Origin of the sequence: Liquorilactobacillus oeni DSM 19972 (assembly GCF_001436275.1) — a bacterium.
Classification (GTDB): domain Bacteria; phylum Bacillota; class Bacilli; order Lactobacillales; family Lactobacillaceae; genus Liquorilactobacillus; species Liquorilactobacillus oeni.
Genome location: NZ_AZEH01000025.1, coordinates 160,951 through 186,470 on the forward strand (window position 1 = coordinate 160,951; position 25,520 = coordinate 186,470).

The 25,520-nt window shown below is 41.2% G+C and carries 29 protein-coding genes; 1 reads left to right on the forward strand and 28 read right to left on the reverse strand.

Annotation, left to right across the window (positions count from 1 at the left end; all coding sequences use genetic code 11):
- Nucleotides 1-112: 112 nt before the first annotated feature.
- The gene (locus tag FD46_RS03565; RefSeq protein ID WP_057895814.1) at nucleotides 113-298 is read left to right on the forward strand and encodes a hypothetical protein; all 186 of its coding nucleotides are present in this window, start codon (nucleotides 113-115) and stop codon (nucleotides 296-298) included.
- A 195-nt stretch (nucleotides 299-493) separates the two neighbouring features.
- Here the strand turns inward: FD46_RS03565 and FD46_RS03570 are convergent, their stop codons facing one another.
- The 28 genes from FD46_RS03570 to flhB all read right to left on the reverse strand — a co-directional run bounded on the left by FD46_RS03570 (nucleotide 494) and on the right by flhB (nucleotide 25,519).
- Nucleotides 494-1,189, reverse strand: coding sequence for a DUF4097 family beta strand repeat-containing protein (locus FD46_RS03570; protein WP_057895815.1), 696 nt, complete (start codon nucleotides 1,187-1,189; stop codon nucleotides 494-496).
- A 20-nt stretch (nucleotides 1,190-1,209) separates the two neighbouring features.
- Nucleotides 1,210-1,773, reverse strand: coding sequence for a TetR/AcrR family transcriptional regulator (locus FD46_RS03575; RefSeq protein ID WP_057895816.1), 564 nt, complete (start codon nucleotides 1,771-1,773; stop codon nucleotides 1,210-1,212).
- 318 nt (nucleotides 1,774-2,091) lie between these two features.
- Nucleotides 2,092-2,466, reverse strand: a complete 375-nt coding sequence (fliS, locus tag FD46_RS03580) for a flagellar export chaperone FliS (protein WP_235805548.1) — start codon at nucleotides 2,464-2,466, stop codon at nucleotides 2,092-2,094.
- A gap of 14 nt (nucleotides 2,467-2,480) precedes the next feature.
- Nucleotides 2,481-2,816, reverse strand: a complete 336-nt coding sequence (locus tag FD46_RS03585) for a helix-turn-helix domain-containing protein (RefSeq protein WP_057895817.1) — start codon at nucleotides 2,814-2,816, stop codon at nucleotides 2,481-2,483.
- A gap of 23 nt (nucleotides 2,817-2,839) precedes the next feature.
- Nucleotides 2,840-4,249, reverse strand: a complete 1,410-nt coding sequence (fliD, locus tag FD46_RS03590; protein WP_057895818.1) for a flagellar filament capping protein FliD — start codon at nucleotides 4,247-4,249, stop codon at nucleotides 2,840-2,842.
- Nucleotides 4,250-4,258: 9 nt separating this feature from the next.
- Entirely contained in the window at nucleotides 4,259-4,684 is a 426-nt protein-coding gene (locus FD46_RS03595) for a flagellar protein FlaG (protein WP_057895819.1), read from the reverse strand.
- A 103-nt stretch (nucleotides 4,685-4,787) separates the two neighbouring features.
- Nucleotides 4,788-5,891, reverse strand: a complete 1,104-nt coding sequence (locus FD46_RS03600) for a flagellin N-terminal helical domain-containing protein (protein WP_057895820.1) — start codon at nucleotides 5,889-5,891, stop codon at nucleotides 4,788-4,790.
- Nucleotides 5,892-6,229: 338 nt separating this feature from the next.
- Nucleotides 6,230-7,153 (reverse strand): flagellar hook-associated protein FlgL, encoded by a 924-nt coding sequence (gene flgL, locus FD46_RS03605; protein ID WP_057895821.1) that lies wholly within the window; start codon nucleotides 7,151-7,153, stop codon nucleotides 6,230-6,232.
- A 4-nt stretch (nucleotides 7,154-7,157) separates the two neighbouring features.
- The gene (gene flgK, locus FD46_RS03610) at nucleotides 7,158-8,681 is read right to left on the reverse strand and encodes a flagellar hook-associated protein FlgK (protein ID WP_057895822.1); all 1,524 of its coding nucleotides are present in this window, start codon (nucleotides 8,679-8,681) and stop codon (nucleotides 7,158-7,160) included.
- Between the two features lie 22 nt (nucleotides 8,682-8,703).
- Complete coding sequence (locus FD46_RS03615; RefSeq protein ID WP_057895823.1) at nucleotides 8,704-9,063, reverse strand: hypothetical protein; 360 nt, start codon at nucleotides 9,061-9,063, stop codon at nucleotides 8,704-8,706.
- Between the two features lie 3 nt (nucleotides 9,064-9,066).
- Nucleotides 9,067-9,357, reverse strand: coding sequence for a flagellar biosynthesis anti-sigma factor FlgM (gene flgM, locus FD46_RS03620; RefSeq protein ID WP_057895824.1), 291 nt, complete (start codon nucleotides 9,355-9,357; stop codon nucleotides 9,067-9,069).
- Nucleotides 9,358-9,469: 112 nt separating this feature from the next.
- Complete coding sequence (gene fliY, locus FD46_RS03625) at nucleotides 9,470-10,576, reverse strand: flagellar motor switch phosphatase FliY (RefSeq protein WP_057895825.1); 1,107 nt, start codon at nucleotides 10,574-10,576, stop codon at nucleotides 9,470-9,472.
- Nucleotides 10,569-11,579: a flagellar motor switch protein FliM gene (gene fliM / locus FD46_RS03630; RefSeq protein ID WP_057895826.1), complete on the reverse strand. Its 1,011-nt coding sequence runs from the start codon at nucleotides 11,577-11,579 to the stop codon at nucleotides 10,569-10,571. The genes fliY and fliM overlap by 8 nt, the downstream gene beginning before the upstream one ends.
- Before the next feature lie 16 nt (nucleotides 11,580-11,595).
- Nucleotides 11,596-11,988, reverse strand: a complete 393-nt coding sequence (locus tag FD46_RS03635; protein WP_057895827.1) for a chemotaxis protein CheW — start codon at nucleotides 11,986-11,988, stop codon at nucleotides 11,596-11,598.
- A gap of 21 nt (nucleotides 11,989-12,009) precedes the next feature.
- Nucleotides 12,010-12,372 (reverse strand): response regulator, encoded by a 363-nt coding sequence (locus FD46_RS03640; protein ID WP_057895879.1) that lies wholly within the window; start codon nucleotides 12,370-12,372, stop codon nucleotides 12,010-12,012.
- Between the two features lie 15 nt (nucleotides 12,373-12,387).
- Nucleotides 12,388-12,975 carry a chemotaxis protein CheC gene (locus FD46_RS03645; RefSeq protein WP_057895828.1) on the reverse strand — a complete coding sequence of 196 codons (588 nt, stop codon included), beginning with the start codon at nucleotides 12,973-12,975 and terminating at the stop codon, nucleotides 12,388-12,390.
- A complete protein-coding gene (locus FD46_RS03650) occupies nucleotides 12,972-15,041 on the reverse strand; it encodes a chemotaxis protein CheA (RefSeq protein ID WP_057895829.1) in 2,070 nt (689 codons plus the stop codon). The genes FD46_RS03645 and FD46_RS03650 overlap by 4 nt, the downstream gene beginning before the upstream one ends.
- Nucleotides 15,034-15,837 (reverse strand): CheR family methyltransferase, encoded by an 804-nt coding sequence (locus tag FD46_RS03655; protein ID WP_057895830.1) that lies wholly within the window; start codon nucleotides 15,835-15,837, stop codon nucleotides 15,034-15,036. The genes FD46_RS03650 and FD46_RS03655 overlap by 8 nt, the downstream gene beginning before the upstream one ends.
- Nucleotides 15,838-15,842: 5 nt before the next feature.
- Nucleotides 15,843-16,853 (reverse strand): chemotaxis-specific protein-glutamate methyltransferase CheB, encoded by a 1,011-nt coding sequence (cheB, locus tag FD46_RS03660; RefSeq protein WP_187329016.1) that lies wholly within the window; start codon nucleotides 16,851-16,853, stop codon nucleotides 15,843-15,845.
- A gap of 15 nt (nucleotides 16,854-16,868) precedes the next feature.
- The gene (locus FD46_RS03665; RefSeq protein ID WP_057895831.1) at nucleotides 16,869-17,366 is read right to left on the reverse strand and encodes a chemotaxis protein CheD; all 498 of its coding nucleotides are present in this window, start codon (nucleotides 17,364-17,366) and stop codon (nucleotides 16,869-16,871) included.
- Complete coding sequence (locus tag FD46_RS03670) at nucleotides 17,347-17,883, reverse strand: chemotaxis protein CheW (protein WP_057895832.1); 537 nt, start codon at nucleotides 17,881-17,883, stop codon at nucleotides 17,347-17,349. Before FD46_RS03670 ends, FD46_RS03665 begins: the two co-directional genes overlap by 20 nt.
- Before the next feature lie 25 nt (nucleotides 17,884-17,908).
- Nucleotides 17,909-19,207, reverse strand: a complete 1,299-nt coding sequence (locus tag FD46_RS03675; RefSeq protein WP_057895833.1) for a methyl-accepting chemotaxis protein — start codon at nucleotides 19,205-19,207, stop codon at nucleotides 17,909-17,911.
- Nucleotides 19,208-19,370: 163 nt separating this feature from the next.
- The gene (locus tag FD46_RS03680; RefSeq protein WP_057895834.1) at nucleotides 19,371-20,081 is read right to left on the reverse strand and encodes a cell division ATP-binding protein FtsE; all 711 of its coding nucleotides are present in this window, start codon (nucleotides 20,079-20,081) and stop codon (nucleotides 19,371-19,373) included.
- 13 nt (nucleotides 20,082-20,094) lie between these two features.
- Nucleotides 20,095-20,877, reverse strand: coding sequence for a flagellar hook-basal body protein (locus tag FD46_RS03685; protein WP_057895835.1), 783 nt, complete (start codon nucleotides 20,875-20,877; stop codon nucleotides 20,095-20,097).
- Between the two features lie 13 nt (nucleotides 20,878-20,890).
- The gene (locus FD46_RS03690; protein WP_057895836.1) at nucleotides 20,891-21,592 is read right to left on the reverse strand and encodes a flagellar hook-basal body protein; all 702 of its coding nucleotides are present in this window, start codon (nucleotides 21,590-21,592) and stop codon (nucleotides 20,891-20,893) included.
- The gene (locus FD46_RS03695; protein ID WP_057895837.1) at nucleotides 21,589-22,299 is read right to left on the reverse strand and encodes a sigma-70 family RNA polymerase sigma factor; all 711 of its coding nucleotides are present in this window, start codon (nucleotides 22,297-22,299) and stop codon (nucleotides 21,589-21,591) included. The genes FD46_RS03690 and FD46_RS03695 overlap by 4 nt, the downstream gene beginning before the upstream one ends.
- Nucleotides 22,300-22,343: 44 nt before the next feature.
- Nucleotides 22,344-24,425 (reverse strand): flagellar biosynthesis protein FlhA, encoded by a 2,082-nt coding sequence (gene flhA, locus FD46_RS03700; RefSeq protein ID WP_057895838.1) that lies wholly within the window; start codon nucleotides 24,423-24,425, stop codon nucleotides 22,344-22,346.
- A gap of 26 nt (nucleotides 24,426-24,451) precedes the next feature.
- Nucleotides 24,452-25,519, reverse strand: a complete 1,068-nt coding sequence (gene flhB, locus FD46_RS03705) for a flagellar biosynthesis protein FlhB (RefSeq protein WP_057895839.1) — start codon at nucleotides 25,517-25,519, stop codon at nucleotides 24,452-24,454.
- Between the last annotated feature and the right edge of the window lies 1 nt (nucleotide 25,520).

Genomic DNA, 25,520 nt, shown 5'->3' on the forward strand with positions numbered 1-25,520 from the left:
GTCCAGCCCTGCTTTTATTTTACCTTACAGGAAAATGCATGTAAAAGGCAGCTTAAAATTGTTTTTTGAAAAATAAACCGTTATCATTTAGTTATGAAAAGGGGGCATTACTATGAATAACAAAGACCTGCGCGTCGTTATCGCATTGCTGATCACTGCATTTTACCTTTCTATCCGTTATGTTGCTGACCTGTCTTTCGTAAATGCTTATTTTGATTACCTGATGGCACTCTTGATCTTAATTGTGATGCCCCGGCCGAAGTTCGCGTTATGGCCGCGAAAAACTGAAAACGAATAGTTATTTAAATTTAACAAGGGACTGAGTCAAAATTGACTCAGTCCCTTATTTTAAGCTGAATATACCATTAATCGTGTTGCAATAGTCAGTCTTTTTCGCTCAACGGCAAGTTACACATAATCAAATTCGACCATGTTCGTAATTCATAGTTAATACTCAAAATCTAATGACTGGCACTCTTTTTCACCAGTAAACTTATCTCGTTGTAACTCTAACTTGACCTGTTCCGCTAACAATCTTGAGCTGTTTTGTCTGGTGGTCATCATAATTTTGATTAGAGGCCGCTTTCCTCTGCCCGTTTAACTTAAAGGTGCCGGTCTTTATCGAAACTTTTAAGCCCGGTGCAGCTAAGTTGTTGAATACGGTCGTGCCATTGCGCTTTTTAACTTCTCCACTACCTTTAAGAATCAAATTTTGTCCTAAGCTCGTACCATTGCGATGGTCGATTGTAAGATCTTGAACAGTTATTTTATTTAATTTCAGCAAGCCGTTCAGCTGATCCACACTAAGTTCTTCCAGAGACTTGCCGGCCGGAAGCGTAATCCGGATTGTTGCGGACTTTCCCAACTCCAGGCGATGGGAGAAATAATCCTTTTGCGTAATTATGAGCTGCTGCTTGGCAGCTGTCACTTTAAATTGGGAAGCTGGGATATTTTCTAAATCAACTTTAGGCTTAGTTCCCTCTTCAATAAATATTCTCGCTGTTCTGACTTTAAGTTCGATGTTTTGCAGCTGAGGACTTAAGCTGCGTGAAGACGTCTGCAGTTTTTCAAACTTCAGGCTGTTAACATCAATTCTGCGCGCAGACTTTTGCGCCCATAAAGCAAACCCGCCTCCAACTAAAAGCAGTATCACAATAAAGAACCCCAGCCATATTAAAATAGTTTTCATCATTTCCTCCTTTTTTGAAACTAGTTCTGCTTTCCAATCACAGCTTTCAAGTATTCCTTAACAAGGGCACGCAGCATTTCTGTCTGCTCCATGAATCCTCGGCTGTCAAACACCGTATCAAGATAGCTGACAAATAACATTAACTTTTGCAGCTTATTTTGCTGTTCGGCGGTCAATCTCAGCAGAGCAGTTTTTTGCTGCAGCCACCTTTGCAGATAATCACCGAAAGGATAGACTGCGTCTTCGCGTGCATAATATTCATGCAACAGCGTACCGAGTTCCGGCTTGTACCATTCAAGTAAAATATTATTACCTTTTACTTGGCGGAAGATAAAGTCCAGTAAATAATCAACTCCTTCTATGAGGTCAACCTGAGCTGTAAGCTTTTCCATCAATTTTTGACGCATCAGGTTATTTTCTGCAACGTAAACGGCAAGGAAAATTTCCTTTTTTGAGTTGAAGTACTTGTAAAACGAGCCGGTTGCAATTCCGGCAGCTTTTGTAATCTGGCTAACATTTGTGTTTTTGTAGCCTTGGGCGAGAAATGTTTTTCTTGCTGCAGCCAGCAATCCTTGTTTATCCATCAAAGTGATCCTTTCTATGAATGAATAATATTTTTAATTCATTCATAGAATAACATACTTTTAGCTGAAAAGACAATTTTGCAGCTTACAATTAAGAGCAAGAAAAAAGGACATGAGTCAAAGATTAACTTTTGGCTCAGTCCCTTATTTTAAGCTGCATATACCCATTAATCGTGTTGCAATAGTCAGCTTTTTTCGCTACGACTATTGGCACTCTTTTGATAAGGCATATTGAAAATTTTTAAATTTAATTTTGGCTTTCGATCTGCTGACAGATTGCTAACAGCTATTTACAGCTTTTTAATACTGAAATACCATCTAATCGTTAATCTTAAGTTGCTTCCAAGCTGTTAACAATTCTTCCAGCATCTTGATCACAGGTACTATCAGGTCTTTATCCTTATTAATGTTCGCAGCTACCAGCTGGCGCTCCATAAAATCATACAACTGGGAAAGCTCTTGGGGCAGCTGGCTTTCAATATTCTCGTTAAGTGCATTACGCAGCTCACTAATAATATCTTGGGCTTTAATCAACTGCTGATGAGCTGCCAGCATATTTTGTTCGTTCAAAGCAAGTTCTGCTCTTTTAAGATTTTTAATCGCACCTTCATACAGCAAAACGATCAGTTTCTGCGGTGAAGCGCTCATCACTTGGTTTTTTAAATAACTATTGCTTACATCTTGATAACCCACTATTAAACTCTCCTTTAAAAATCAACGTCGATCAGGGCGGCGCCTTTATCCTGCTGCAGGTAAGCACTGACTATACTGCTTGGACGGTTTAGTTTTTGAATCTGCTGTGCAACTGCATTTTTTTGTTTCTGCAAATTTACAGTCAATTCACCGTACTGTGCAACCACTTGTGCAGTCAGCTGCTGCAGTTCAGTATCATTTTCCGTTACTGAAATACCTGTATTTTCAGAAATTAACTGTCTTGCCTGCTGTAGTACCTCTTCAGCCTGTTTTACGCTATGCCCGTCCCACGACTTCAAAACAGCCAGCAGCGTACGCAAAGCTTTTTCTTTTTCTTCTTTTTGATTCATCAAACCGTCCTCCACTTTAAAGCCTAATCAGTTGTAGTCGAAGTTGTACTCGTGAAGTAACTCAACTGGGACTGTGCTTCCATCATTGCCTGATCCAAACGGGTAAACATATCAACGTAATAATCTTTTTTTGCGGCCAGCATTGTGTTAAAACTATCAATCTGACTGTTAAGATCCTTAATACTCGAGTCAAAACCGGCAGTTTTGCTGGCAATCACACCTTTATTGGTTGAAGTATCTGCAAGGTACTTGTTAGCAAGATCATCCAACCCTGCGGCATACCCGGTTGCAGAAGTCACGGTTCCAGTCACACTTTTAGTCGCATTATAAAAGAAGTTCTTAACGGCATCCGGGTCAGCTGCAAGGGTGGCATTCAACTTGTCCTGGTCTAACCCTAACGTGCCATCACGATCAACAGAAGAGATGCCCACAGCATCAGGATTCAGCGTTGTGCCACTGACAGTCGGCGTCGTGATCAGGCTACGCAAAGATGTCTGCAAGCGCATCAATTCGCTATCGCCAACCAGCTTGCCGGTAGTGTTGTCCGAGCTACTTGGGTCTCCGACAGAAAGATCGTCACTGATTAAACTCATCATGCTATTATACTGGCTGACAAGGTCATTGACTGCTGAGACTGTCTTGGAAGTATCATTTTGCAAGGACAGAGTCACATGAGTATCGCTGACCTGTGCTAAGGTAAAGGTCGTACCTTCAACAGCATCACTGACAGTATTGCTGTTGCGTTCGACCTGCAGTCCATCCAGTTCAAAAAGTGCTGTCTGTCCTGTAGTGGTCGCTGCTTTCGACCCTAAGCCTAAAGATTCAGCTGCATCGCCGCTAACACTGATGTCTTGAGCACCCATATCGGTATTATTCAGCACCAGCCGGTTATCAACGATGCCTGCTTTAACATGTGAATCTTTGGTCTGCTGGTTAATCTTATCAACAATGTTAGTGAGCGTATCTGTACTTTCGATGTTAATAGCAAAAGTTTTACTGCTGCCGTCATCACTTTTCTGCGCACTGTTAAGTGTTAGGGTGCCAGTAACATCAAGGGCTGTCTTCGTTCCTTTTGTATTCTGTTCACCCACAATTTTTGTAGCAGTAGCAAGGCGATCGACCTTCAGATCATAAGTTCCTTCTGCAGCCGCTGTTGTTCCTGAAATGGAAGCAATCTGGCTGTTTGAAGTCGTAGCATTCTTAGTCTGAAAAGCACTGTCGGATTCAAGTGCCTGCACTTTGGTCAAGAAGTTCGCCAACCGGGTTTTAACGTCTGTCCAAGCAGTTTTTTGATCCGTCAACGTCGTAATCTGGGTTTGCGCCCGTGTTTTACCCGCAGAATCTGCTTGAAGCAGCTGTTCGATATCATCAGCAGTGATACCTGAATATTGCCCCAACGTTGCACTCATTCCATCAGTGGTAATACTTGCCATCTTATCTCACTATCCTTTCCTATCAATTGCAATCCCCATCTGATCCCAGATTTTACCAATTACATCAAGCATCTTGGAAGAAGGAATTTCCTGGAGAACCTTTTCTGTACGCATATCCAGCAGTTCAACATACGTGCGCCCAGTACGCTTATGAATTTTAAAAGCCAGCTTAGTATCCCGGCCTAAAAGCCGCTTATTCATCTTTGATACAGCCTGACGTAATTCTTCTTCGCCAAGTTCAACGCCTTTACTTTTTTCTTGAATGCTTTGTACTTTAACCGCTTTTTCCATAGAATCCTGTATTTTCCCTTGGTCAGCAAGGAGATCCTTTGCAAGGCTTGCGAAGTCGAAGTCGCCAATATTGGCTTGCGCTTGCGGTTCAATCGGCTGCAGCTTCTGCACATTATCAACTGGCTGTACGTTATTAAGCTCCATTTCAACCCTTCTTCCGTTAAATTAAATTATGTATGGTGCAAAAGCCGACTGTCCCAGTGGGCAATCGACTTTTGCAAAAAGCTGATTATTAATATGTTAGTGATTAGCTTTGTAACAAGCTCAAAACTGAGTTCGGCATTGAATTTGCCTGTGCCAGCATTGAAGTTGCGGCCTGTGTCAAGATGTTAGACTTGGTAAAGTTAGTCATTTCCTCAGCCATATCAACGTCACGAATACGTGAGTTAGCTTCCGAAAGGTTTTCTTCTGTGGTGCCTAAGTTATTAACGGTATGGGTCAAACGGTTTTGTGCTGCACCAAGTTGTGCACGCTGATCTGACACCTTATTAATAGCAGCATCAATTTTTGTAATAGGGTCAGCAGCTTTAATTTCACCGTTAATTTCCTCTATTTTACTTGAGCCCTCCTCTGTTTTTGCATAGGTTTCACTAGCAGCATCGTACTTAGCCTGAGCATCTGCTTTAGCTGCATCTGCTGAAAGTGCATCTTCATCCGCAGACTCCTCATAAGCTGTGCCCTCCCCATTAAGTTTGTAATTTTTGTCTGAATCTAAGCTAGTTGTGCTACTTAAAAGAGCTTTTGCTGCTCCTCCTTCAGTAGTACCTTCAAAAGCAGTAGTGTACTCAGTAGTTTTAGTTGGATCGGTTGCTTGGCCTAATGTTAAACCTGTGACACCTAACGCTGAAGCGCTCATATTACCAATCTCAACTGACATGGTCTGACCAGCATTAGCCCCAATTTGAAATGTAAAGGACTGATTACTTCCATCTGCTTTTCCAGTTAATAAACTTTTAGTGTTAAATTCAGTCGTGTTACTGATACGATCAATTTCTGAACTTAATGCACTAAACTCTTTATTGATAGCAGAACGATCATCGTCACTTAACGTTCCATTGGCACTTTGAACTGTGAGATCACGCATGCGGCCCAAGATACTATGAGTTTCGTTCAAAGCACCTTCAGCTGTTTGGATCAAAGAAACTCCATCTTGAGCGTTACGTGTTGCTTGACCCAAGCCGCCGATTTGGCCTTTCATCTTTTCTGAAATTGCAAGTCCGGCTGCATCGTCGCCCGCTTTGTTGATTCTTGAACCAGATGATAACTTAGCTAAAGAATCGCTCTTAGCAGTTGTTGCAGCAGTCAAGCTGCGTAAAGTGTTCATTGCAGAAACGTTTGTGTTAATTCTCATGTTTAACTCCTCCATTTAAGTTGCTACATTTTATTTCCTGGGGTTATCCCCTATGTTATATTTATCGGCCGCCCCCAGAGATGTTTAATAGTTTTCCTAAAAAGAAATAAAATAAAACTTGTACAAGTTATTTTTTCACCGCAATTTTATCGCAATAAAAGCTGTTTCCCAGGCATTCAGCACTTTACTGCCGGAAATTAATGCTTTTATTTATTCAAACAAAAAAGCTGCCTATGAAACACGTTAACAGGAAAAAACTGCAATAGAGTACAAAGAAGCTGGACCAAAATATCAATTTTGCTCCAGCTTCTTTTATTTGTTTATTATCTTTTATGTAACTAATTCATATAGTTCAACACGGTTGTCTGCATAATCTTGGTTCCCATTGCCAGTGTTGCCTGGTAGGCTGTCATCTGATTTTGGTATTCCATGTACTTTTGTGCCACATCAACGTCTTGTTTATTAGAAAGTTCCTCAGTTAAATTGGCTTTTTCAGTATCATTACGAGACTGTGCGGCAGTCAAACGATTCTCTAATGCTCCGACTTGTGAGCGAACTGCTACAAAATTATCATTGTAATTATCAATCCCCTGTAAAAGATCTCCTGAAAGAGCAGTTTTATCATCATTATTAAGAGCAGAAATCAGACTATTAAAGTAGGTACCCAGATTTTGCGGCTGTGTACTTGTTCCAGTTTCATTCAACAGCTGCTGCCCGTTAGCAACAAGATTAACTGAGACCCCATTCGAAATCTCACGCGGCAGATCCTGAGCGGTCCCATTGTATTTGATTCCGGTAATGTCACCATTAGTTCCCTTTTCAACTTCAAAGGGTACAGTGGTCGTGTTTTCTCCCCCGAAAACGTAACGCCCGTCAAAGTTGGTATTCAATGTATCAACCATTTCCAAGATACTTTGCTGAATCTCATCCTTGTTGGCCTGTACTTCGTCTGTTCCGGAAGAAGCGTTCGCAGAAGACTGAATCAGTGTACGAATTCGTGAAAGCGAGTCGCTGACGTTACTGAGCGCAGAATCTTGAACACGCGACCAGGAAACTGAGTCTGAGATTGTATTTGAATACATCGAATTTTGCGCAATCGAAGTGTTAAGGTTCATGATTTTTGAAGCCAGCAAGGGGTTATCAGAAGACTTGCTGACTTCTTTAAAACTTGAAAGCTGATCCATTGATTTTTGTACCTTGCTGGAGTTAGCAGTCAAATTCTGCAAAAAATCACTGTATGTCATGTTACTTGAAATCCTCATCCTGCTAAGCCCCCGTTCTATTAATCAGTGTATCAAGCATTTCAGAAACAACAGATAAAATCCGCGCGTTAGCTTGGAATCCCTGCTGAAAGCGAATGACATCCGACATCTCTTCATTCAAGGAAACTCCCGACGTCGACTCGTTTTTATATTCCAGCTGATTCAAGACAGAAAGCTGAGCAGCAGAAGTATTGTCGGCTTGCTGCTTGGAGATTCCGTTTTTAGTAACCATGTTATTAAATGCGTCTGCAAAGTTTTTGCCGGTTGTTTCCTGTGTAAACTGCATTGTATCCGGATCATAGCTGGAGAGCTCTTCATCAGAAACAGGATAACCGAACTTAGCAGTCGAAAGCTTTGAAAGTGCCAAAGCCCGGCTGCCGTCTCCAGCCGAACCAGTTTTTCCAGCCGCAATTGAAGTCGGATCGTTCATGACTGCTTCACTGACTTGAAAATTCTGGGCATAACTGGCAGAATCAGCGCCTATTTCAAAGAAGCCGCTTGTACTCTGTTCACCGTCAGTAACGATCAGATTGGTGGTTTTAGCAACCGTTCCTGCAAAATCATTCAGCTCCTGTAGCCTATCCTGAATCTCATTGATTGAATCCTGTAGGCCTCCGAGTGTCCCACTTGGCATTTCAAGCTGGCTGTACTCAGACTGTCCATCTGTGCCTTCTTTTGTAAGTAAAATCGTCCCTTGCGGATAAGAAGCTGAAAGTGTGGTCTTACCGTTAACAGCATCTCCGCCTGCAGCAATCACACTTTGTCCATCCTGACTGCCTATAACTACGCTAAGTGTGGCCCGGCTATCGGCAGTCAGGATATCTTGCCCTCCGCTTTGTACGAAAGCCCGTCCGAATTTATCTGTTGTGACCGTAATGCTTGCAAGACCGGAAAGATCCTTCAGGACTGAATCGCGTGAATCTAATAAGTCATTAGGTGTTTCTCCCTGACTTGTCAGCTTATAAATCTGCTCGTTTAAGTCTTGTAATTGTTTGACCTTTTCGTTAAAATCCAGTGCTCCCTTTGCCGTACTGTCCACTGTATCGTCTTTTAACTGGTTGATATTTGTTGCCATTGCGCGCAAGGTATCTGCAAAAGTACTGGCATTTTGCACCACAAGTGTCTTATCCGTTCCTAATTCCGGATTGTTAGCAAGCTGAGTCCAACTGCTGGTCAGTGTTGACATCTGTGCCAACAGTCCATTATCCGAAGGCTCGTTAAACATGTCTTCTAATTGTCCCAAACTATCGGATTTTTGGTTAGAAAATTGATACTGCGAGTTGCTGTCTCTGATTTGTCCGCGAACAAAATCATCGACAATCCGTTCTACTCCGCCCGATTGTACTCCGGTTCCAAGGGTCCCGACACCTGTCAGGCTATATGGTGTACTGGTCTGCAGCAAGACCCGCTGTCTGGAGTAGCCGTCTGTATTTGTATTAGCAATATTATGACTGCTGGTCTGCAATGCGACTTGATTAGCTGACATGCCACTGGTTGCAGTCCCCAGAGTTCCAAATAGTCCTACCATTCAAAATCCTCCTCTTACCTTGTTACACTTCACGATCGATCATTGCTGTCCGCTGTGAATCAGCTACTTTTGCGTTCTTGGAATAAGTTCCTGCCGGACTTTTAAGGTTGGCTTTAACCGCCGTCATCAGCATTTTCTGATAGCCAATTGCCTGTTTTGTCAGCAGTGTATTTTCTTCCTGCTGAGCCTTGATCTGCACAAGCAGCTGTCGTGTTGCTGGCGAGATTTCTCCTTGATACTCTTGCAGAACCGGTACAAACTTTTCCTTTTTAGCAACTAGTAAAATTAATTCTTCAGCTTTATCTTTGATCAAATACTGTTTTTCCTGTTTAAGAATGCGGCTGAATTTTTTCAGCTGCAATTGAAATTCAGTCTCTTGCATTCGCTAGTCTTCCTTTTGAATATCACTCAAGCCCAACATCTTGTCGGCAATTTTATCAGCTGAAATCTGGTAGGTGCCGTTTTTGATAGCATCCTTTAACTTGCTGACCTTTTCCAGATCAACCCCAGTTTCAGTATCCGCTGCTTCCCTGATTTTTTTTGTATTCTCAGATAAAGTGATTTTTGGTGCTGTCTTCGTTTCTTTTGCTGCTTGAATGTTTTCTTCATGAAATTGCTGTTTCTTGTTAATTTGGTTATTATAGCCGTTGCTTCCCTGATAACCTTCGATTTTCATTTTGTTCGCTCCTTTCATAAAAAGTCTCACATATTACATATCGGCAGAATTAAAAAAAGTTAAACCGGTTGGGATAACTTTTTTGAATCTTGATATTAAAGTAAGGAGCTTTTTACTTCAGGCGATGAATTCGTTGGCTTGGCGAGAGGATATTGGTGATTCTAATCCCAAAGTTTTCGTTGATCACAACTACTTCACCAGTTGCGATCGGTTTTCCGTTGAGCAGGATCTCTAAGGGTTCATCTGTTAGCCGATCCAGCTCAACTACTGAGCCGGAATTAAAGGAGAGAATGTCACGGATTGTTTTTTCACTGCGGCCCAAGACTACGCTCAAGTTGAGCGGTACATCTAAAAGCAGGTCAAGATTATCTCCTTCTGCAACCTTGTTTTCCTCCAGCTGCTGGAACTCGGGTTTACTGACTTCTACATGTTTCGTTTGTTCTTTACTCATCATTTTAGTATCAACAGAAGCCGTCTTTGGTGCAGATTTTGTTTCTTCTTTTTGTTCTGGCTGAGAAACAGCTTTTTCTCGTTCGATCACTGTGGCCTTATCAGAAAGCATTGCATCTGTAATATCATCGACCATATCTTTAGTAAAGATCTGCATGATCTCGCTTTCGATCAGTCCTTCAACCGAAAGTGAAAATGAAATCCGATAAATTTCTTCTGCATTTACTATCCCGTTATACTCAATGTTCGAGGCATTCTCCCATAATTTTACCGCGGGCGGTAAAATATCAACTTTTCGGTTAATCATGGTTGCCATTGAAGTTGAAGCAGAACCGATCATCTGGTTCATTGCTTCTGCTACCGCGCTTAACTGCAATTCACTGAATTCACTTGATTTCGGATTACCATCTCCGCCCATCATTAAATCCGCAATCACTACGGCATCTTTAACTTCCAGCAAAAGCAGGTTGGAGCCGGCAAGCCCTTCCTTGAACTCAACAACTGTCGCTACTTTGGGCGTATGGACTGCGGACAGAACTTCTTCAAATTTCATTCTTGAAACATGCGGCGTCGTGATACTTACCCTGCGATTTAGAATCGAAGAGAGCGTAGTTGCTGCTTGAGACATCGAGATGTTGCCGACTTCTCCGATAATGTCTTGTCTAGTCTTCTCGTCCATGCCATTATCATTATCTTGGCCCTCATCTTTACTTACCGCATTGCCGGCCATCAATGCATCGACTTCTGCTTGTGATAAACTGTCACTCATTGTCTTGTTCTCCCTCCAACTTATCGATAAGTTCAACCGCTAATTGTTCGTTTTTCTTTCCTAGTTTCACCCTGTAAAAAGGATTGCCTTCAATGTAAGAATTTAATGGTTCTGTTATCTTGCGGTCTAATTTGATAACATCCCCCACTTCCAGATGCAAGAAATTAGCTAATTCAAGCTGTGTTTCCCCCAGCAAAACCTCTAGCTGCAGTTTAACGTCATTCATTCCCTTTTGCAGCCTTTTTTCCTCGCTGGCATCAAATTCATGGCTGGTATCAAACCAGCTGCGAAAACTCAGCTTATCAGTGATTTCATCAAAAAAGACATACGGAATGCACAAATTGACAAAGGTATCTACCCCAGCAATACTTACAGTAAAAGTAACCATAATAACGGGTTCATTAGGCGACATATTCTGCAACAGCTGCGGGTTGCTGCTTAATCCTTCGACTTTTGTGTCCAGCTTAACAATTTCACTCCACACATTTTGAAAAATTTTACTGAATTCTTGAACAACTTCTTGCAAAACAGCCAGCTCGATCTCAGTAAATTCCTTCTTGTTATCCATCTCGTCGGTTTCAATGCTGTTCTTAGTATCGGGACCGCCGCACAGCAGTTCCACTAAAAGCATGCATAGCTGCGGATTCATCTCCAGCAGCTGTACTCCTTTCAGGGGCTCGGAATGAAGCTGTCCGATTAGAGTAACTCTTGGAATCGAATGCACAAACTCGTCGTAGCTGACCTGTTCTATCGAGGCAAGCTGAAAGTTGGCATTGGTGCGCAGCAAAGTTGAAAAAGCATTGCTGCTCACCTTTGAAAAGTCTTCAAAGATCATATGCAGCGTATTGACGTACTCTTTCGAAAGCTTTGTCGGCCTTCTGAAGTCATAACTTTTGACCTTAACAGCTTCACTTTCTTCTTCAATTTCTTCTTGGCTGATCTCGCCGCTGTCCATCGCCTTTAGCAACGAGTCAATCTCTTTTTGCGTCAATACTTGGTCCACAAAGATCCCTCACTTATCAAAAAATCGCTTGTTTCACATCAACAATATTTGCCACTTTATCTTTAACCGACACCATACCTGAATAATACTTCTTTTTTGAGGTTTCTTCTAATTGAATATCATCTGGTGTCACATCAACAACTTTCACCACTTCTTCAATTAAAAGCCCCTTTCGTTCGTCATTATTTTTCATGACTAAAATATTCATGCTCTCAGCCGGCTCTTCAATTCCGAGCAGTTCTGAAAGCCCCGCAACTGTTAGAACAGATCCCCTGAGGTTGATCAACCCCTTGACCCACTTAGGTGCCAAAGGCACTTCTGTAATTCTGAGCGTCTCAATTACTTCCTCCACCGAAGCGGCAGGGATCAAGTAAAAGTGCTGGCTCATTTTGAAGAGAATCATCTGCATAGATTATCATCTCCTTAATTTTTAGGAAAGAGCTTTATCCAGCGCTTTGATAACACGTTCCGTATCAAAAGGCTTAACAATAAAGTCAACTGCACCGGCTTTGATAGCTTCCATTACCATTTCCTGCTGCCCCATAGCACTGCACATCACTACCTTGGCACTTCCATCGAAAGCTCTGATTCCCTTGAGCGCCTCAATTCCGTCTACATCGGGCATTGTGATATCCATTGTTACCAGATCAGGCTTTGTAGTTTGATATTTATCAACAGCTTCCCGCCCATTTTGAGCCTCGTCTGCAACTTCATAACCATTTTTTTCAAGAATATCTTTCAATTTCATGCGCATAAATACAGCATCATCAACAATCAAAACTTTTTTTCCCAATTTCATTATCCCCTCTCAGATTCCTAAAGATTTAACGATCCCGTCAATAACCCCTGTTTCAGGGATTAAAAACAGCGACATCTCAAGCCGTTCTTTGGCGTAGGTAAATTCATTTCTAATGACCATAATCTGCTCATCATACTGATCTAAAGCCATATAAGCACTGCTGATAACTGCTCCAAAATAATCATCTTGAATAACCGGTAAAGTTGACTGCAATTGCACCGCCAGCAGATTACCGATTGCACCCAAGAAAGAATTTGAAATAATATTTGTCAATTCGCTGACTGCTGACGTCTTCAATGCTTCATTATTATGGGGAGAACCCAGCATCAACTCTGCGAGTTTATTAAATGCTCCATCCGGAACAACAAATAAAATCTCACCGCCGTATTTCCCGATGATCCTACTGATAACAGCATGAACTTCAACACTGTCAGCTAAAACTTCTGTGTACAATTCATGATAACTTAAAATTCTGACCTCGGGAACATCCATATTAATTTTTTTTGCAACAAGTTTAGAAATACTTGTAGCCGCATGCCCGCCGCCAATATTAATGACTTCTTTCAGGGCGTCCAACTGCAGTTTCGTATATTTCATTTTTGACTTACCTTTTTCTCCTGACAAATTGCATTGATGTCTAAGATGAGTGCTACAGCACCGTTACCGATAATTGTGGCTCCCTGATATCTTTTAAGACCCTGCAGAACTGAATCAAGTTTTTTGATTACTATTTCTTGCTGTCCGATCAGTTCACTTACCAAAACTGCATGGTAGCTATGATCACTTTTAACAATAATTGCGAACTTCTTCGTGTCTTTCGTATCTGGAATTTGTAAAAGCTGAGCAGTCCTAACAACCGGAATAAGTTCATTTTGGTAACGATATACTTCCTGATCGGATGTTTTTATAAGGTCTTCCTTATCGTTAATCATCACAACCCGCTCAACCACATCAAGCGGTACTGCAAAAATTTCTTCGCCGATTTTTACCATCAAAGCTTGGATAATGGAAAGTGTCAAGGGAAGTTTGATGATGAACTTGGTACCCACATGCAATTTCGTTTTCATCTCAAGTGAACCGCCTAATTCACCGATCTTAGCCATAACGGCATCTAAGCCAACCCCGCGTCCAGAAATATTAGTCACCTTTTTAGCAGTTGAAAAACCCGGATGAAAAATTAAGTGAATCAATTCATCATCAGACATTCTGGTGGTATCAATTCCCTTGCTTTCAGCACTTTCTTTCATTACTTGAGGATCCAGGCCCTTTCCATCATCTTCAAGTGTAATATTGACCCGATTTCCCTCTTGATATGCTGACAGCTTAATAGTTCCCTTACGCGGCTTGCCCATCTTTTCACGGACATCCGGAGCTTCAATTCCATGATCAGAAGAATTACGCAGCAGGTGGATCAATGGTTCGCTCAGTTCAGAAACAACCGTCTTATCAAGTTCAGTTTCCTCACCTTCAATTACAAGTTCCATATCTTTATTCAGATCCCGGGCCAAATCGCGCACCATGCGCGGAAAACGGGTAAATACGACACTGACTTGCTGCATTCGGATCTTCAATACCAGTTCCTGCAATTCGGAAGTCAGCCGTGATACCTGTTCAAGCGAATCTTTAACTTCTACTTCACTGTTGCGCTTGCTTGCGTCGTCAAGCTGATTACGATAAACAACCAGCTCGGAAACAAGGTTCAAGAAACGATCAAGCCGTGATAAATCAACTCTGATTGACTGATTGCGCGTATTTGAATGATGAGGTTTTTCAACAGTTTTTTTATTGTCTTTTTGTGGTTTGCTCTTTGCCTTTTCAGGCTTAGCCGGTTGTGCTTTTTCCGGTTCTTTCTTTGGCAGAGGAGCTGTTTTTGCAGTCTGGTAATGTTTCTTTTCGTCAAATTCTTCAACGGAAAAAGCGGCGATCTCACTGTTGCTGTCGATGTTTTGCTTAACTTCGGCCAAGCTGTCTTTTGTTAGAAAAATCAGCTTGAAATCTGTTTCAAAATCACCATTTTCAAGAAGGTCCACAGTTGGTTCAGTATGGATAACATCTCCTTCTTGTTCCAGCTTCTCCATAATCAAATAGACGCGCGGTCCTTTCAGCAAAGTCTCTTTGTCAAGGCGAACTGCTACACTGTAGGCTTGATAACCCTCAACCCCTGCTTTTTGGATCACATCAAGATCAGCTTCTTCAAGGTGTTCTTGTACACTTGTAAGTGTCTCTTCTTTAACCGTTTTTTGTGTCCCTGTGTTTTTTTCTGTTTTTTTGCCGTTAACACTTTCTTCGACTTTGGCCAGTTCCGAAAGCAACTCAGAAATCTGGTCTTCACTTAATTCTTTTTCATCACGCAGATCCTCAACCAATTGTGATAACTTGTCCAGACACTTAAAAATCAGTGAAATATAATCACTGTTAACTTTTAATTTACCTGATTTAAAGAAGTCAAACATATTCTCCATCTTATGAGTCAGCTTAGTCATGACATCATACCCCATTGTTGCAGCCATTCCTTTTAGAGTATGCGCTGAACGAAATATCTCGTTAACGAGGTCCATGTTGTCAGGTTCGCTTTCCAGCTCCAAGACGTTATCATTCAACTGCTGCAGGTTATCATCGCTTTCTTCAAAGAAAAGGTCACGGTATACACTATTATCATCCATTAATTTCACTCCTTTCATTTTGTTGCTTCTTTTGATAAATAAATGAATCCAGTTTCTTTAATCCCAACTGGGCGGCCGAATTGATTGTTTCTGTTGCTCCGGTAAAAAGAAGGCCGCCAGGAACAAGTGCAGAAGCCAGTTTGCGATAGACCTCATCGCGTGCCTTCGGTTTGAAATAGATAGTAACGTTGCGGCACACAACAACGTGGCAATTTTGTTCATACATATCTTTTAAAAGATCATGCCGTTTAAAAGTTACCCTGCGTTTAAGCTCATTTTTTATTTCAAAAGAAGCGGTATCTGTTTTGTTGAAAAAACGCTGCAAATCAGCTTTAGCAAGGTTGCTTACTTCATATTCGCTGTATCTTCCTGCACGCGCCTTATTTAAAATTGCTTCATCAATGTCTGTAGCAACAATCCGCGCTCCAGGACAGTTTTTTTTAGCAGTAATCATTGCTAACGTGTACGGTTCAGCTCCGGTTGAACAGGCTGCACTCCAAATTTTAGGAAACTCAAAGCGAGAAAAAATTTCCGCATTCATCTTCTGCTCAAATAATTCAAAAATCTCTTTATTACGATAAAAGTTCGTGACGTTGATCGTGAGATGTTCAATAAAAGCTATCCGTGCAATACGATCTTCTTTGAGCAAAGAAGCGTATTGCTCCAATGTTTTCGCACCTGCTCTATTCATAATATTGGTAATTCGGCGCTGCATCTGACGCTCTTTATAGGCATCAAGTTCTATTCCCAGATTTTCTTGTACCCAGTCATTAAAAAAAGCAAAATTTAATCCCATCTATTTCACCCGACAATTCGCCTTAGTCTTCTTCCAATCATTTCCAGAGACAAAACCTCGTCCACAGCATCCTCTTCAATCGCACTGCGCGGCATTCCGAAAACTACGCTCGTCTTTTCATCTTGTGCGATTGTATATCCGCCGCGTTTTTTTACTTCTTTCATCCCTAAAGCTCCATCTTTACCCATTCCCGTCAGAATAACAGCGGTAAGCTGATTGCCATATACTGCCGCTGCGGATCTAAAAAGATAATCAACTGCTGGACGAGTACCATGCAGTTTGGGACGCTGATCAAGTTTAATTTTTCCATTTGAAACCGTCATGTGATAGTTTCCAGGACAAAGGTACACTTTAGGCAGGATTCTTTCTTCATCTGCAGCTTCAACCACATCTGCATTCGTTTCTTGATTCATCCTGGCTGCAAAAGAAGGGGTAAACTCCTTTGGCATATGCTGTACAATAAAAATCGGAAGCTGAATCCTTTCTGGAAGCTGTCCAATCAGCTTAAGCAGCACTCCCGGTCCACCTGTTGAAGCCCCGATCACGACTGCTGAAAACTTATTGTGTGGCTGCGGATCTTCAAGATTATGTAAGTCCTGCTGCAGTGGAAGCTGTTCTTCGTTGCTTTCTTCTGCCGAAACAACAGCTTTGAGTCTTAAGCAAAAATTCTCGGTCCATTTCTTACCAACCTTCATTAAACTAGTCGGCTTCTTGATAAAATCAACTGCTCCCAGAGCTAATGCTTCCATAATTGTCTTTCTATCATCATCACCAGATAACATAATCACAGGTACAGAGGTTTGTTCCTTAAGCTTGATCAGCGCTTCTAATCCATCCATCACCGGCATGCTGACATCTAATAAGATAAGTGAAAACTCTTGCTCAGAAGCTAGGCTGACTGCTTCTTTACCATTTCTGGCAACTGCTGCAAGCCTAAAATCTTTTTGAGCTGCCAGAATATTCGTAATAACTCTGCGCATAAACGCGGAATCATCAGCTACTAGGATGTCCATCATCAAAAACTAGCTCCCTTATATATAAACTATCTTGCAGTTAACTACGCGCACCATTGTTTTAAAGTCATTCAAGTCAGCTATCATTGTCCGCCCACTTTTCCCGCCTACATGCTCCGCAATGAGCGGAATTTTTAATGCGCTCAAAGTCTCTTCCACGGCTCGTACATTACGTTGACCAACATCTCCATTTTCAGAAAGCGTACTGAAGTTGAACATATTTGCACCGCCGGCAATTTTGGCTTTTAAGTTGGCTTCAGGCACACGCCTTCTTAATCCAGCTACCATCTCTGGCAACGCCAGATCGGCAAACTTTGCTGTATTTAGCAGTCCTCTGTCAACAAAAGGCCGGCTATCAGGCAGCATAATGTGACTCAGTCCGCCGATTTTTGCCTGTTCGTCATAGATAAATGTGCCCACACAAGAACCTAGGCCAACTGTTATCAGTCTGGAAGGAGCTTTCGCGAACTTATATTCAGCAATACTGACCTTGATCTCACTTTGATTCTGGTCCATCACTGCCTGTACCCTTTTTATTATCTTTATCTTCGTCTTCTTCGACTGCTTTTTCTTCTTGGGAATTCAATTCAGCAAAAGTATTTTGCAGTATTTCTTCTTGACGATTGTCAAACAGATACTCAAGGTTAATTGCAATCACAACTTGTTTATCGAGCTTTAAAAACTTATCAATATAGCCACGTTTCAAATCAGCCTTTGCAAGTTCTTCTTCATAATCTGTTTCTGTCAAAGATGAGATTCCCGCAATGCTTTCTACAAGCAGACCGAGAGATTGGCCTTTCCAGCTGCAAAGAATGATCTTAGTCTCGCTTCCAGCTTCTGTGGCTAAACCAAAAAGTTTTTCACGTAAGTCAATGATCGGCACTAAATGTTCTTGAAACTCATACGCTCCAAGCACAAATGCAGGCACATCCGGTAAAGTAATAAAGTTTTTTTCCTCAACGACCCTCTTTACAATGCTGACTGGAAGGCTGAACAACTGCTCGTGGCTTTTAAATACTACATACTGTTCCATGACAGACTAATCCTTTCTTTGAGCCTTAAAGTTTAAAACTGTCAACTTGGAATTTCAAAATATTTGTAATACTCTCAATTTCCTTGACATCTTTTTCAAATTCTTTTACTCCCACATAAAATTCCTCTATGTTAGCTGTAACTTCTTGTGTTCCCGCTGAAGTTTCTGAAATGGCTGAGGAGATGTTGTTGACAGATTGGCTGACCATATCTTTTTCTTCCACAACGCCTTGAATATTTTTTTCAACTTCTTGAATGCTGCGAAGAAACTTCTTAACAAAAGCCGAAATATCTTTAGTTGAACCGATTGCCTTTTTGATGTTTTCAGTCTGCTGTTCTCCGTCATCATACGAAGAATTAATGGCCGATACCATGTGCTGGGATTTCTTTTTAATTGCTTCGATAATTTCACGAATGTTTTTAGTAGAATCACCGCTTTGTTCCGCAAGACTACGAACTTCTTCTGCAACAATAGCAAATCCTCTGCCAGCTTCTCCTGCACGCGCTGCTTCAATTGATGCATTTAAAGCTAAAAGGTTGGTCTGTTCCGAAAGATCTGTAATAAGTTCAACAATATTGCCGATACTTTGCACATCCTTGTTCATCTTGTTCATCTCATCTACAAGCTGAGCTTGACTGCCGCGTTCTTTCTCCCAATTTGTCGATACACGGACCATCATCTCGGAATTATTTGAATTAGATGTTTCCGCTTTTGAGACATATCCATTCATTAATTCAATTTCATCGTGAATCTTCTCGATATTATTGGATAATTCTTTCATATCGTCTGAGGTTTGTTCAGCTTCGGCTGCTTGTGAACTTGAAGCCTCCGCAATACTATTCATTGTTGCCCTGACATTTTGAATAGACTCATTTGACTTTACGGAAGTCTGCGCTAAGATTTCGGCCATTTTGCTCATTCGATCGCTTTCGCTTTTTATACCCACGATAACCGCCACAAAGGCATTCACTAACCCCTTGATTCCGTCTTTCAGCTTAAAAATCAACTTTCCATCAGTCTTTTTAGGCGTAAGTTCATCCAATTGCGACATATCACCGGAAACAACTGTTTCTACACTCTTTTGAACCTGTTCAAGTTCTTTTTTAGAAAGAGCCATTCCCTTGATCCCTAACGTTTCACAAGCAGCTGCATGTAATATTAAAATCACCGCTGCAAAGATCAAAAACTTTCCTGATAACCCTTCCTCGCTTGCACCGCTGATAACAACCAGATATGTTACCAGTAAAACCAAAAGTGTGATACATGCAGGCGCGAGAACACGAATCCTCGGTTCCTTGAATACCTTCAAAAACTTTTTTAACATTATCGCTACCCCTTCCGATATAAAAAATCGTTTAATTTTTCAAAGGTTCCATCAACACTGATACTGTTTAATAAAAAAGCTCTTATAAGACTGTAATCAGCTCTTTGATGGTAATCCTACTTCTTTCATATCGGCGATTATGTAAGAATTTTTAAGATGGCAGCTACCAGATATATACATCTTTCGGGTCTGCTATACTTGAAAAACCGCCATTTTCTTCATCTCGTATTAAATATCCGTTTTGCAGCTCCAATACCCGTCTGCGAACTGTGTTGACCATAGTACTATCGTGAGTTGCCATAATAACAGTCGTTTTCGTTCGATTTATTTTAAAGAAAAGTTTCATAATCTCTAAAGCAGACTTGGCATCCAAATTCGCTGTAGGTTCATCTGCCAAGATAATCGGCGGATTATTAATAATCGCTCTGGCAATTGCAACCTTTTTTTGCTGGCCGATTGACAGCTCGTTTAGGTAGCTATCTTTATATTCAGCCATTCCTACTTCTTTCAAAACTGCCTGGACTCTTTTCTCATCTGCAAACGTTCCCGATCCGACAGCCTCTAAACAATATCTGATGTTTTCAAAGACCGAATAGTAAGGAATAAAGAGATCAGTTTGTAAGACAATTCCTAATTGCCGCCGCAGTTTATAAAGAGAACGCGTTTTGATCTTTTCAAGCCGTGTATTCCCCATAATAATGGAGCCTCCAGTCAGCTGTTCTTCACGGCAAAGAAGTTTTAATAACGTCGATTTTCCAGCGCCGCTTGGCCCAACTACATAAATAAATTCGCCCTGTTTCGCATCAAAATTAATTCCTGTCAGCGCCATATTTTTGCTGTTGAATTCTTTACTGACATTTCTGAGGCTGATCATTATTTTTCACGTCCTATTCCGAAAAACGGTTAACGGTTCCCAACATGTCATCTGTTGACTGAAGGACTTTTGCATTCAAAGAGTATGTCCGCTGTGCAACCATCATATCTGTCATCGAGCCAGCCAACTCTACGGTTGAATTCTCTAATGCATATTGATTAATACTTCCTAAGGTTCCGCCGTTCAAATTCGAAATAAGTCCTCCACCGGCTGCAACCTGATACAAAGTATCTCCTACCGGCCGCAGATCTTCCATGTTTTGCGGCTGGTAGAGATTGATCTTACCGACTGTTCTTGCTTCAGCACCCGTTTGAATACTGGTCGTTCCATCAGCTGCAACTTTAACGTCGCCCTTTGGCCATTGCTGCTCGGGTACCGTTTCATTTACTGCTACCCTATAGCCCGCTTCATTAACAAGCTCCCCATCAGCGTTACGATGAAAATCACCCGCGCGCGTGAGGTAAAGCTGGTTATTTTGGTCGTATACTCCAAAAAAACCCTGGCCTGAAATTGCTAAGTCATACGGTGAAGCGGTTTTTTTCAAAGCTCCCTGTGCCGCATTGATAGCCTCCTGATCAGCCTCCAACCCGCGATCCAAACCGATTTGACCTGCTGTTTGACTTATACCGACTTCATTTTGCGTAACCTGATCGTTTAAAAGTTCTCTAAAGCTTGTATCACGTGCTTTATATCCAACAGTATCAACATTCGCAATGTTATTTGAAACACTGTCAAGGCTCTGCTGCATTCCATTCAGCCCCGATTTGCTGATGGATAGGATTCCGTCAATGTTCACTCTGCTCTACCTCCTAAATCTTTCCTAGTTCGTTAACAGCCTTATTGAGGGTTTCATTAGTTGTACTTAAAACTTTTTGATTAGCTTCAAATTCACGGCCCGTTTGAATCAGCGAAACCATTTCATCTGCTGTTGCAACATTCGACTGTTCCAAATACCCATTCAAAAGTCGTGGAACTTCTGTAATAGGAGTTTGTCCCGTTGTATAATATGTATTCCCGACATTTTCAAGCTGCTGCGGGTTGTTAAAGGAAACAACGGCAAAATCCGGATTCTGCCCGGCAGTTACTGGGTTCCCAGCATTGCTCAATACTTGATAGCCTTCTTGTGTCACATACTGGTTCTGTGCATTCAACTTAAAATTGCCATTTCGGGTATAGGCAGCTGTTCCATTCGGCATCTGAACCGTAAAATAACCATTGTTTTCGATTGCAAAGTCAGTTGACCGTCCGGTTTGCTTAAACGCTCCTTTTTCCGTATTTAAAGATGCTCCATCCAGTTGATTGCCGAAAGTAAAATCGCCAATCTCATTGCGCTGATCAACGTTTGGACCTCCTTGATAATTTTGGAAACGAACTGCTTTAAGCGTCGATTGAAAAAGCTTTTTTGCCTGGTAACCGGGCGTATTTACATTTGCAATATTACTGCTGGTATTTTCTTGTCTTTTCAGTAAAACATCAATGTTTTGTCTTAAAGTATCCAATCCGCGTATCATTTCAGTTCCTCCTTGATAAGCACCTTGAGCTTAGAAATCACTTTGCCGTGAATCTGTGAGACCCTAGCAATCGAAATATCCAAAATCTGTGCAATTTCTTTAAGTGTTGCTTCTTCCGTATAATAAAGACTCAAAATCAGCTGTTCTCTTTCAGACAACCTTTTGATGCTTGAAACCAGTGCTTGCCTTTGTTCCCCTCTCAGCAGCTTTTCCTCTCCGCTTTCGGTACTGTTGTCAGGCAGGATATCTGTTAAAACCATCCCGCCATCTTCATGCGAAAAAAGTGTGTCTTCAAGCGAAACGCTTGCCAAAAAATGAATATTTTCATAAATTTCAGACAACTGTTTGACAGTAATTCCCATCTTGGCACACAATTCTTTTTCAGTTGCTTCGTGTTTCAACTGCTGTTCAAGCTCCTGTTTAGCTTTGTAAAATTGATTTATCGCCGTCATCTTATAGCGTGAAATCTTGGCATGTTTTCTGATTTCATCAATAATTGCGCCCTTGATTCGAATGCTTGCATAACTTTCAAAAGGAACCTTCTTTGTAGCATCAAATTTACGCAAAGCGTCAATCAGACCGATTACTCCGATATTATACAAATCACCATATTCATATTCTGTATTTTTAATAGAAATACGGTTTGCAACACGTTCGACGAGCGGCAGGTATTTTAAAACCGAGTCTTCCAGATTCAATTCATACACAAAAAAGCCTCCTTTGCATGCCTTTCTACTTAGGTACACATATTTTAGATATTGATGTTTCCGACTGTTTCGATTGCAAGCTCGTTTGGAATTTCATTTAAGGAAAGCACCGCCAGATTCTGAAAATTAAATGCGATCAGTTTACGAAAAGCAAGCCTGATTTTAGGTGATGTTAAGATAACAAACGAAACATTTTTTACCATCAGTTCCTGTTGAATCTTGCCAACAGCCTCAAGGATCCGATTAACTGAATCAGGTTTAAGTACCGGATACGAGCCGGTTGCCGTCTTTTGGATACTCTGCATAATAAGTTCCTCAACTTGCGGATGCACAGTAACAACATCTAATGAGTGATTTTCATCAGCATATTTAGCAGCAATTGTCCTCCTTAAAGCCTGTCTTACATACTCTGTAAGCTGTTCAGTATCTTTAGTTACAGTCCCATAATCAGCCAATGTTTCCAAAATAGTGGCAAGATCATTGATTGGAATTTTTTCTTCAAGCAGATTTTGCAAAACCTTTTCAACTTCGCCCAAACGCAGAATATCGGGGATCAGCTCATCGATCACTACGTTGCTTTGATCCTTAATGCCTTCCAGCAACTTCTTTACTTCTTGACGGCCAAGAAGTTCAGGAGCATGGCCAAAAATAATTTCTTTTAAGTGAGTAGCAATTACTGTTAGAGGTTCAATAATTGTAAAACCGCGCAAATCGGCTGCTTCTTTATCTTTTTCGTCTATCCACATCGCATCAATATTAAAAGCTGGTTCTTTTGTCGGAATCCCCTTGAAGGGAAATGGTTCGTTATTCGGACTGATAATCATAAACTTATTCGGGTAAATTTCCCCTTTTCCAACTTCGTTTCCCCTGATTTTGATCGAATAGTCATTGGAATCGAGATACAGGTTATCCCTGATCCTGACGGGATGAACTAAAATGCCTAATTCACGGGCAGTCTGCTTACGAATTGCAATTATTCGACTCAGCAGGCTGTTATCTACGGAACTGTCAACAAGCGGAATCAGACCATAGCCAATTTCAATTGCGATCGGTTCAACCTGAAATGAAGAAACCGATTCATCTTCTTCTTGTTCTTTTTTCTTACGCTGCAAAGCAAGGGTTTGTTCTTCCTTTTTTTGTCTGATACTTATTTTCTGCTCATTTTGAGTAACAAATATGCTTGCTCCAAACATCAAAATACCGATAATAAGAAATGGCAGGAAGGGGAAACCGGGAACAATTGATAACACCAAAAGAATTATTCCAACAATTCGAAATAATTGCGGATACCGGACAGCATCTTTTGCGATATCTAGTCCAAAAGAACTATTGTTGTCAGAACGGGTCACAATGATCCCTGAAGCAATAGAAACCAGCAGCGAAGGAATTGCACTTACCAGACCATCACCAATCGAAAGCTTGCCAAACTGCGAGAGCGCATCGGTAATGCTCAGATCACCTTTAGTCGAGAAGATGATAGTTCCGGCAATCAGGTTAACAAGGGTAATAATAATCCCAGCTATGACATCTCCCTTCACAAACTTGCTTGCTCCATCCATTGAACCGTAAAAATCTGCTTCTCTTTGCAAGTCTTTACGCCTTTTGCGCGCTGCTTCTTCTGTAATCAAACCCGAATTAAGATCTGAATCGATTGCCATTTGCTTTCCAGGCATCGCATCCAGTGTAAAACGTGCAGAAACTTCAGAAACCCTTCCGGCACCATTTGTTACAACCACCAACTGAACAATCATAATTATTACAAAGAGGATTATCCCCACAATGTAATTACTGCCTGCTACTACATTAGCGAAAGCAGCAATTACATTTCCACCGCTGCCTTCAGTCAAGATCAGTCTCGTAGAGGCCATATTTAAACCCAGTTTAAACATTGTTGTCAGCAGCAGCAGTGTAGGAAATGTTGTAAACTCTAGCACTGAACGTGTAAACAAGGTAATCAAAAGAATATTAATCGCAACTGTAAGATTAACAACGATCAAAACATCCAACACAGGTGCCGGCAGCGGAACGATTATGAGCCCGATAATACTGACTACTAAAAATGAAACAATCACATCCGCATAATTCAGCTTCCTTTTATTGTTTGTTTTTGAGACTGCTTTGCTCATACCCACAGTTCCTCCTAAAAATTACCCTAGATTTTATTTTTTTCCTTCTCTTCCAACTGATAAACAAGCGCAATGATTTCAGCCACTGATTCGTAAAGCTCCGGCGGCACAAACTCTCCCGGTTCCACCTGTGCATAAATTGCATGCGCTACAGGACGATTCTCAATCATTGGTATGTGTTCCTTACGTGCTTGTGCCTTCATTCTCTGTGCAAGTTCATCTTTGCCCTTTGCTAAAAGAACCGGAATTCCTTCCTTTTTAGGATCGTACTTGATAGCCAGAGCAAAATGAGTTGGGTTTGTTATTAAGACTGTAGCTTCTTTTACTTTGGAAATTGCATTGCGTACCATCGCCTGATAACGGGACTTGCGTTGAGATTTAACTTTAGGATCTCCTTCTTGCTGCTTGAATTCTTCTTTTACTTCTTCTTTTGTCATCCGCAGATTCTTGCGAAAGCTGTAGCGTTGATAGAAATAATCTGTCAAAGCGATCACAAGAAGCAGAATCGCCACTTTAAATGTGAGGTCACGGGCAAAATCAAGTACGAAAAAAAGTACTTTGGGAGCACCGGCTCCACTAAGATTCAATAATATAGGAATGTTGTTCATAAATTCCCGGTAACAAAAATATACGATGACTGCAAATTTAGCTAAAGTCTTCCCCATATTAAAGATAGCCCGTAGACCCAACATCTGCTTCAGTCCATTTACCGGATTTATTTTTTTAAAATCCGGTTTCAGCGGCTTAGTAGAAAATAAAAAACCAGTTTGAAAAAAATTTGCTAAAAAGCTGATTAAAACGCTCAGCAGCATAAACGGTGCTGCTAATAAAAACAACATTAAAACCGCCTGGAGTGCAACTTTCGGTAAATCGCTGTACTGGATATTATATGTTGCCGTTTGTTCAATAAACTGCGTTAAATAAGGCAAAAAATGCTCAATTACAAATTCCCATGAAGGCAGCATTACTAAGGAAAAGACAAACAAAGCTACTGCTGCATTAACTTCTTGACTCTTTGGCACTTCGCCGCGCTTTCGTGCATCACGCAGCCGTTTTTGCGTGGGGCGTTCCGTTTTTCCATTCTTATCAGCCATT